The 6,692-nt window shown below is 72.9% G+C and carries 6 protein-coding genes; 4 read left to right on the forward strand and 2 right to left on the reverse strand.

Translation table 11 applies throughout. The annotated features are described in order from the left end of the window. A partial coding sequence (locus ND748_RS21610) for a DMT family transporter (protein ID WP_251747810.1) occupies positions 1-603 on the forward strand: 603 nt, incomplete at its 5' end. A 746-nt stretch (positions 604-1,349) separates the two neighbouring features. Further along, positions 1,350-2,615 carry an ABC transporter substrate-binding protein gene (locus ND748_RS21615; protein WP_251747811.1) on the forward strand — a complete coding sequence of 422 codons (1,266 nt, stop codon included), beginning with the start codon at positions 1,350-1,352 and terminating at the stop codon, positions 2,613-2,615. 183 nt (positions 2,616-2,798) lie between these two features. On the opposite strand, the gene ND748_RS21620 is transcribed toward ND748_RS21615, so the two are convergent. Next, a complete protein-coding gene (locus ND748_RS21620) occupies positions 2,799-3,137 on the reverse strand; it encodes a hypothetical protein (protein WP_251747812.1) in 339 nt (112 codons plus the stop codon). A gap of 315 nt (positions 3,138-3,452) precedes the next feature. Next, positions 3,453-4,031, reverse strand: a complete 579-nt coding sequence (locus ND748_RS21625) for a TIGR03086 family metal-binding protein (protein ID WP_251747813.1) — start codon at positions 4,029-4,031, stop codon at positions 3,453-3,455. Between the two features lie 278 nt (positions 4,032-4,309). On the opposite strand from ND748_RS21625, the gene ND748_RS21630 reads away from it, so the two are divergent. Then, positions 4,310-6,214: an alkyl/aryl-sulfatase gene (locus ND748_RS21630; protein ID WP_374215996.1), complete on the forward strand. Its 1,905-nt coding sequence runs from the start codon at positions 4,310-4,312 to the stop codon at positions 6,212-6,214. Between the two features lie 120 nt (positions 6,215-6,334). Continuing rightward, on the forward strand, positions 6,335-6,692 hold a 358-nt coding region (locus tag ND748_RS21635), incomplete at its 3' end, for an HTH domain-containing protein (RefSeq protein WP_251747815.1).

The following is a 6,692-nucleotide window of genomic DNA, read 5'->3' on the forward strand; positions in this document are numbered from 1 at the left end:
GGCCTGGCGCCGGCGGCAACGGCCGGCTTCGCGGTGGTGCTGGCCGGCGAGCGGCCGACCCCGCCCTACTGGGCAGCCCTCGGCGTCGGGCTCGCCGCGGTGCTGGCCTTCGCGGTGGTGCAGGGCGCGGGCCGGCCCCGGCTGGCCGACCTGCTGGTCCTCGCCGCGGTGGGACTCGTCGGCCTCGGTTACGCCACGGGCGGGGTGCTCGCGCGTCGCTTCGACGGCGCGGCGGTGATCTGCTGGGCGCTGCTGGCGGCGCTGCCGGTCACGGTGCCGGTGACCGCGATCGGCCTGGCCGTGCATCCACCGCGTCAGGCGACGGCCGGCGCCATCGCCGGACTGGGCTACGTCAGCGTCGTGAGCATGTTCCTCGGCTTCGTCGTCTGGTACCGGGGGCTCGCCCTCGGCGGGGTGGCGCGGGTCGGGCGGCTGCAACTCGCCCAGCCGGTGCTGACGCTGCTCTGGGCGGCACTGCTGCTCGGAGAGCCGCTGACGCCGGTCGGCGTCGGGACGGCGGTGGTCGTCATCGCCTCGGTCGTCCTCGGCCGCCGGGCCCCCGTACGCCCGAACCGGACCGACGGAGTTCCCCGCCGCGCATGAGCCAGGTCATCCGCATCGGCGCGGGATCGGACCGGGGGCAGCGCGCCGGGCCGCTGCGGCGCGCCCGCCGCACGGCCGGGGGGCGCCGCACGGGGCTCGATACCCACCGAGGGTGGGGGCACATTTGCCCCGCGAGCCGGCGGCCGATATGCAGGAAAGTTCCCCCACTGGCGATGCAACCCACGTGGAACCCGCGATTCGGCCGTCGCGGGGGCTTCTCGCCCGCATCCGCGCATCGCCAGGACCCGGGCACCATCGCGCGTCCGCAGGACGGATCGGCATCACCCCGTCCCCCACACCGGTAAACCAGCTGGCCCGATGGCATCGACCGGGGCGGACGTCATTACCGGCCCATGAGCCGCATCACTGCGTCGCCTCGGCCGGTACGCCCACCACCCGCGGGCGGACCATTTCGACGGCCACCGCGCCGCGGAATTTACCCCGAATTGCGTAGCGCCGATCCCCGGCGGCAGGACACGCCGAATCCGCCTTTGTGCCGCCCTATATCTTGTGCTGCCCCCGGCCCAGCCACCGATATCGGCCGGGCACCGGCCCGACCACCACCCATGGGCCGGCGCAGGGGCTCGAAAGGGCCGGTCCGCCGCATCGGTCGGCGGCCATCATGCACGCCGGACAGGGCACCACGCTCGGACAAGGCACCACCCGCAGGCAAAGCAGCAGGCACAGACAAGGCAGCACGCGCAGACAAGGCGCCAGGCTCGAACTAGGCACAGATTTGGTGAGGAATGAGAAGAAGCCTGCGTTCATTCGTCGCGGCAAGTGCCGCGGTCGCCGGCCTGGTCGTCGGCATTACCGCGTGCGGCGGGGACGGCGGGGACATCCTGAGCCAGGCCCGAAACGGTGGGGCGGACCCGTGCGCGCCGACGCCGGGCGTCGACCGCGACACGATCGGCCTCGGCATGTTGTACTCGGGCTCGCCGTACGACGGCGACCCCAGCGCGCTGTTCCGGGCGGGGGTGGACGCCCGCCTCGGCGAGCAGAACGCCAAGGGCGGGATCTACGGCCGCCGGCTGTCCTACCGCATCGCCGACGACGAGGCGATCCCCGCGCTGAACGCCGTCGGCGGCCGCACCCTGGCGCAGCGCGACACGGCGCTCGGCATCCTCCAGTTCAGCGTGGCGGCCGCCGGATCGGCGAGGCAGCTGGAGTCCGCCGGCGTGCCCGTCGTCGACGGGCAGATCACCGATCCGTCGCTGGCGCCCCGCTCGAACGTGTTCAGCTACTCCCGCCCGGCGGTGCAGGAGCCCACCTCCAGCGGCTGGGGCGAGTTCCTCGCCAACCGGGGCGCGCACCGCGCGGTCACGGTCTCCCTGGAACTGTCCTCGGCCACCAGGGCGACGGCCGACGCCGCCCGCCGCAGCGTGCTCGCCGCCGGCCTGAGGGTCTCGGACAACCTGGAGGTGCCGAGCGGTCCCTTCGACGCCGACCGGTTCGCCGACGAGGTCCGGGACTCCGGCGCCGACAGCCTCATCGCCTTCGTCCCGGCGCCGAACTTCTACCAGATCGTCGCTGCGGTGCAGGACGCCGACCTCGACCTCAAGGCGATCCTGGGCAACCCGACCAGCTACGACCGCAGCCAGCTCCCCCGGGTCGGGCACTCCGCCGCGGGGGCGTACGCGTTCCTCGACTACACGCCGTTCGAACTCAAAACCCCGGCGCACCGGCGGTTCCTCGCCGCGATGGCCGCCTACGCCCCGCAGGCCGCCGCGCTGCCGGACGGCACCGCGCTGATCGGCTGGATCAGCGCGGACCTGCTGCTGCGCGGCATCACCACCGCCGGTGTCTGCCCGACCCGCGCCGGCGTGCTCGCCGGCCTGCGCCGCCAGACCCGCTTCGACGCCGACGGGCTGCTGCCGGCGCCGATCAACCTGAGCAGGGGCGTGGCCAACATCGCGCCCTGCTACGACTACGTGCAGGTCACCCAGGACGGCAAGAGGTTCGTCCCGGTACCCGGCAAGCCGCGATGCGGACGAATCCTGCGAGCCAAATGACCGTGCCGGCCGGATGACCGTGCCGGCCGGATGACCCGCGGGCTGGCCCGCGCGGACCGGGTGTTCGCGCGGACCAGCCCGCGCGAACGGCCGGGCTTCCCGCCGCCGACCCGGACGGGCCGACGGCGGGAACCCGGCGCGCCGCGGCATCACACCGCGGTCAGCAGGGCGGGCAACCACCGGTCAAGCGGGCGGCCACTTACCCCAGTAGTAGAAGCCGGGGTGCCATTCCTTGGGATGCCAGACCTTGGGGAAGTAGTGGTGGTGCCACCGGTAACCGGGAATCCAGTATCCGGGCTCCCAGTATCCGGGGTGGAAGATCCAGTGCTGCCCCTTGTGATCCCTGGGGCCGTCGTGCGGCTTGTCCACCGCCTTCGGAGGCGGCGGCGCGGGTGTGACGGCGGCCGGACTCGGGCCTGCCGATGACGGCGGGGCCGCGCCGGCGGGCGCGGCTGTCAGGAATGCGGCGGAGGCGAGGACGACAGCCAGGACCAGAAATCTGCAACGCTTGATGATTTTCATGGCCATCCCTTCGGCAGATGCGCCGTCACGTCACCCCGACCGTTCGGATCTCCCGTCGGGAAGCCCTCCTCGGCGCACCTGCTGAATACCCTCACCACGCTCCGCACAATCGCCGACACGCCACGTCGTCGTCAGTACGCGAAACGCGTTGTCCGGCGTTTGAAACCCAGCCCTTTCCGTTCGCCTGGATCGGCGTAGCCGAGATCACGGAAAGGGTGCCTATTTCAGACGATGGCCCGTCCGCGCAGGGCCGCGTAGGGCCGCGTAGGGCCGCGTAGGGCCGCGCAATGGCCCCCGTCCGCGTCGGGCGGCTCGTCAGGACACGGCACGACCGAGGTAGCCAGCCAGCCGGCGGTAGGCGTCCGCGTCGGCGGGCACCTCGACCACCGGGCTGAAGGGCATCTGTTCGCGGCCCTCGACCGGCACCGCCCGCCGGGCGATCTCCAGGGAGAGGACGGCGAGTTCGGGATCGAGCAGGCCCGTACGACCCGTCGCGACCGCCAGGTCCCAGGCGTGCGTCGTCAACTCCTGGGTGTAGGCCGCCACGGCGACCCGGCCGGGCAGCACCGCCCAGGGCAACTGCAACGGCCGGTCGAGCAGAGTGTCGTCGGACCAGACCGCGCGCAGCTCGGCGGCGGCCTTCGCGTAGCGCTCCGCCCAGCCGTCGAACGGTACCCCGGTGGTCACCAGGGGCAGCTCCCGAGGGTCGCCGCCCCGACCGGCGACCGCGATCCGCGCGACCACGGTGAACAGGTGTCCGACCAGGGCGGCGACGTCAAACTCGGAACAGGGGGTCGGCAGCGCGGTCTGGTCCGGCTCGACGGCGGCGACGAGCCGCCCCGTCTGGTCGAGGGCGCGGTCGAGCAGCGGACGCGGGTCATCCAGCGGGTTCATGCGGGTGCTCCTTCGGTCGTCGCGGCGTGATCGAGGACGAAGGTAGACGGTGAACAGGCCACCTTCTGTCCTGTTCACGGCGCCGGCCGCGCCCGCTGCTCGCGCGGTCCCCGCGCAACATGACCACACCGAACTCCGGGTACATACCCATCACTCTCGGTAATGCCACATCCCGGCGGGACCACGATCCTGGCTCGGGCCGGAGGAGTCCGGGTCGACATCTCGGCATCGGATCCCGGCCGGACCGGCGAGATCCGTGCAGCACTTTCGGAAGGTCGATGATGGCGACACTCACCTCACCTGAAGATCGCACCGACTTCGCGGACGCCGACCGGGGCTTCCTCGACGCGCTGCACCCCTGCGTGGTCCGGGACGCCACCGGCCGCGTCGTCTGGGACAACGACGCCTTCGACTTCCTCGACTCCGACCGCCCACCGACGGTGCATCCGAACCTCTGGCGGCAGGCACGGCTGTGCGCGAAGCAGGGCCTCTACGAGGTGACCGACGGCGTCTACCAGGTTCGCGGGCTGGACCTGTCCAACATGACCCTCATCGAAGGTGACCGCGGGGTGGTCGTCGTCGACCCGCTGATCTCCACCGAGGTCGCCGCCGCCGCGCTCGCGCTGTACCGGCGGCACCGCGGCGACCGGCGGGTGACCGGGGTGATCTACACCCATCCGCACCTCGACCATTTCGGCGGGGTCGCCGGGGTCGTCACCGAGGACGTGCCGATCCTCGCGCCGGCGGAGTTCATGCGCCATGCCGTCACGGAGAACGTCTACGCGGGCGGGGCGATGCTGCGCCGCGGCGTCTACTTCACCGGATCGTCGCTGCCGCCGGGTCCGCGCGGCCTGGTCGGCACCGGCCTGGGCCAGACGAGTTCCACCGGAACGCTGTCCCTGCTGCCGCCGACGGTCGACGTCACCCGCACCGGGCAGGTCGAGACGATCGACGGCGTCCGCTTCGAGTTCCAGCTCACCCCGGGCACGGAGGCGCCGGCGGAGATGAACTTCCTGCTGCCCGACCGCCGCGCGCTGTGCCTGGCCGAGAACGCCACCCACAACCTGCACAACCTGCTGACGCTGCGCGGCGCGGTGGTCCGCGACGCCCGCGGCTGGTCGCACTACCTCCAGGAGGCGATCACGCTGTTCGCCGACCGGGCGGACGTCGCCTTCGCCTCCCACCACTGGCCGACCTGGGGCCACGACCGGATCGTCACGCTCCTGGCCGACCAGCGCGACGTCTACGCCTACCTGCACGACCAGACACTGCGGCTGATGAACCAGGGGTACACCCCACTCGAGATCGCCGAACTCGTCGACCTCGATCCGGCGCTGGCCGGGGCCTGGTACACGCACGGCTTCTACGGCTCGGTCAGCCACAACGTCAAGGCGGTCTACCAGCGGTACCTGGGCTGGTTCGACGGCAATCCGGCGCATCTGTGGGAACATCCGCCGGTCGAGTCGGCTCGCCGCTACGTCGCCTGCATGGGCGGCGCCGACGCGGTCCTCGCCGCGGCCCGCCGCTACCGCGACGACGGTGACCTGCGCTTCGCCGCCCAGCTCCTCAACCACGCGGTGTTCGCCGACCCGGCCAGCGCCGACGCCCGTGAGCTGCTCGCCGACGTCTACACCCGGCTCGGGTTCGGCGCCGAGAACGGACCCTGGCGCAACTTCTACCTCACCGGCGCCCAGGAACTGCGCGGCGGCACCCGCACCGGCGCGTTGACGGTCGGCTCCACCGGCCTCGCGGACGCGCTGAGCGTCGAGCAGATCCTCGACTCGTTCGCCATCCGCATCGACGGCCCGGCCGCCTGGCCACACGCGTTCACCCTCGACTGGGACGTCACCGACGCCGGGCAACGCCACCGCAGCGTGCTCTCCCACGGCGCCTTCGTGCACTGGCCCCACCCCGACGCCCCCGCCAGCGGCGGAGCTGGCGGCCGACCCGGGACCGGAACTGAGACCGGGACCGGGATCGGGACCGGGAGCGGAGCTGCGCCCGGGACCGGGACCGGAGCTGCGGATGCCACCGTGCATCTGCGCCGTGCCCAGCTTCTCGGGCTGCTCGGTGGGCAGCTCCCGCCCGACACACTGGCCGTCGACGGCGACGCCACCGTTCTGCCTCGGCTGCTGGGACTGCTCGACGGGCCCGATCCCGCGTTCGCGATCGTGACCCCCTGAGCCGGCCAGACCGCCCCCGGCGGGCGCGTCCGCGGGCCGCCCCGCCCCACCAGACCACGCCATCAGCCAACCCGGACGCCGGTGCGGAGCCACGCATCGCCGCCGGCCTACGGTGATCGGGTGCGTGCGAGCCGGCTGATCGCCATCATCATGCTGCTGCAGGCGCACGAGCAGCTCACCGCCGGGGAGATCGCCGGGCGGCTCGGCGTCAGCGACCGGACGGTCCGCCGGGACCTCGACGTGCTCGGCGAACTCGGGGTGCCGCTGTACTCCGAACGGGGACACGGCGGCGGGTGGCGGCTGGTCCACGGCTGGCGCAGCGACCTGTCCGGGCTCACCGCCGACGAGGCGCACGGGCTGTTCCTGGTCGCGGGTTCGGCGGGGCGTCCCGGGCTCGGGCTGGAGCCCGCGGTGGACTCGGCGCTGCGCAAGCTGCTGGCGGCCCTGCCCGCGGCGACCCGCCCGGATGCCGAGGCCG

This window comes from Frankia sp. AiPs1 (assembly GCF_023716945.1).
Classification (GTDB): domain Bacteria; phylum Actinomycetota; class Actinomycetes; order Frankiales; family Frankiaceae; genus Frankia.

Bases quoted from the DNA above. Each gene is read 5' to 3' on its own strand.
- ND748_RS21615 (WP_251747811.1), top strand. From the start codon at position 1,350: ATGAGAAGAAGCCTGCGTTCATTCGTCGCGGCAAGTGCCGCGGTCGCC.
- ND748_RS21620 (WP_251747812.1), bottom strand. From the start codon at position 3,137: ATGAAAATCATCAAGCGTTGCAGATTTCTGGTCCTGGCTGTCGTCCTC.
- ND748_RS21625 (WP_251747813.1), bottom strand. From the start codon at position 4,031: ATGAACCCGCTGGATGACCCGCGTCCGCTGCTCGACCGCGCCCTCGAC.
- ND748_RS21630 (WP_374215996.1), top strand. From the start codon at position 4,310: ATGATGGCGACACTCACCTCACCTGAAGATCGCACCGACTTCGCGGAC.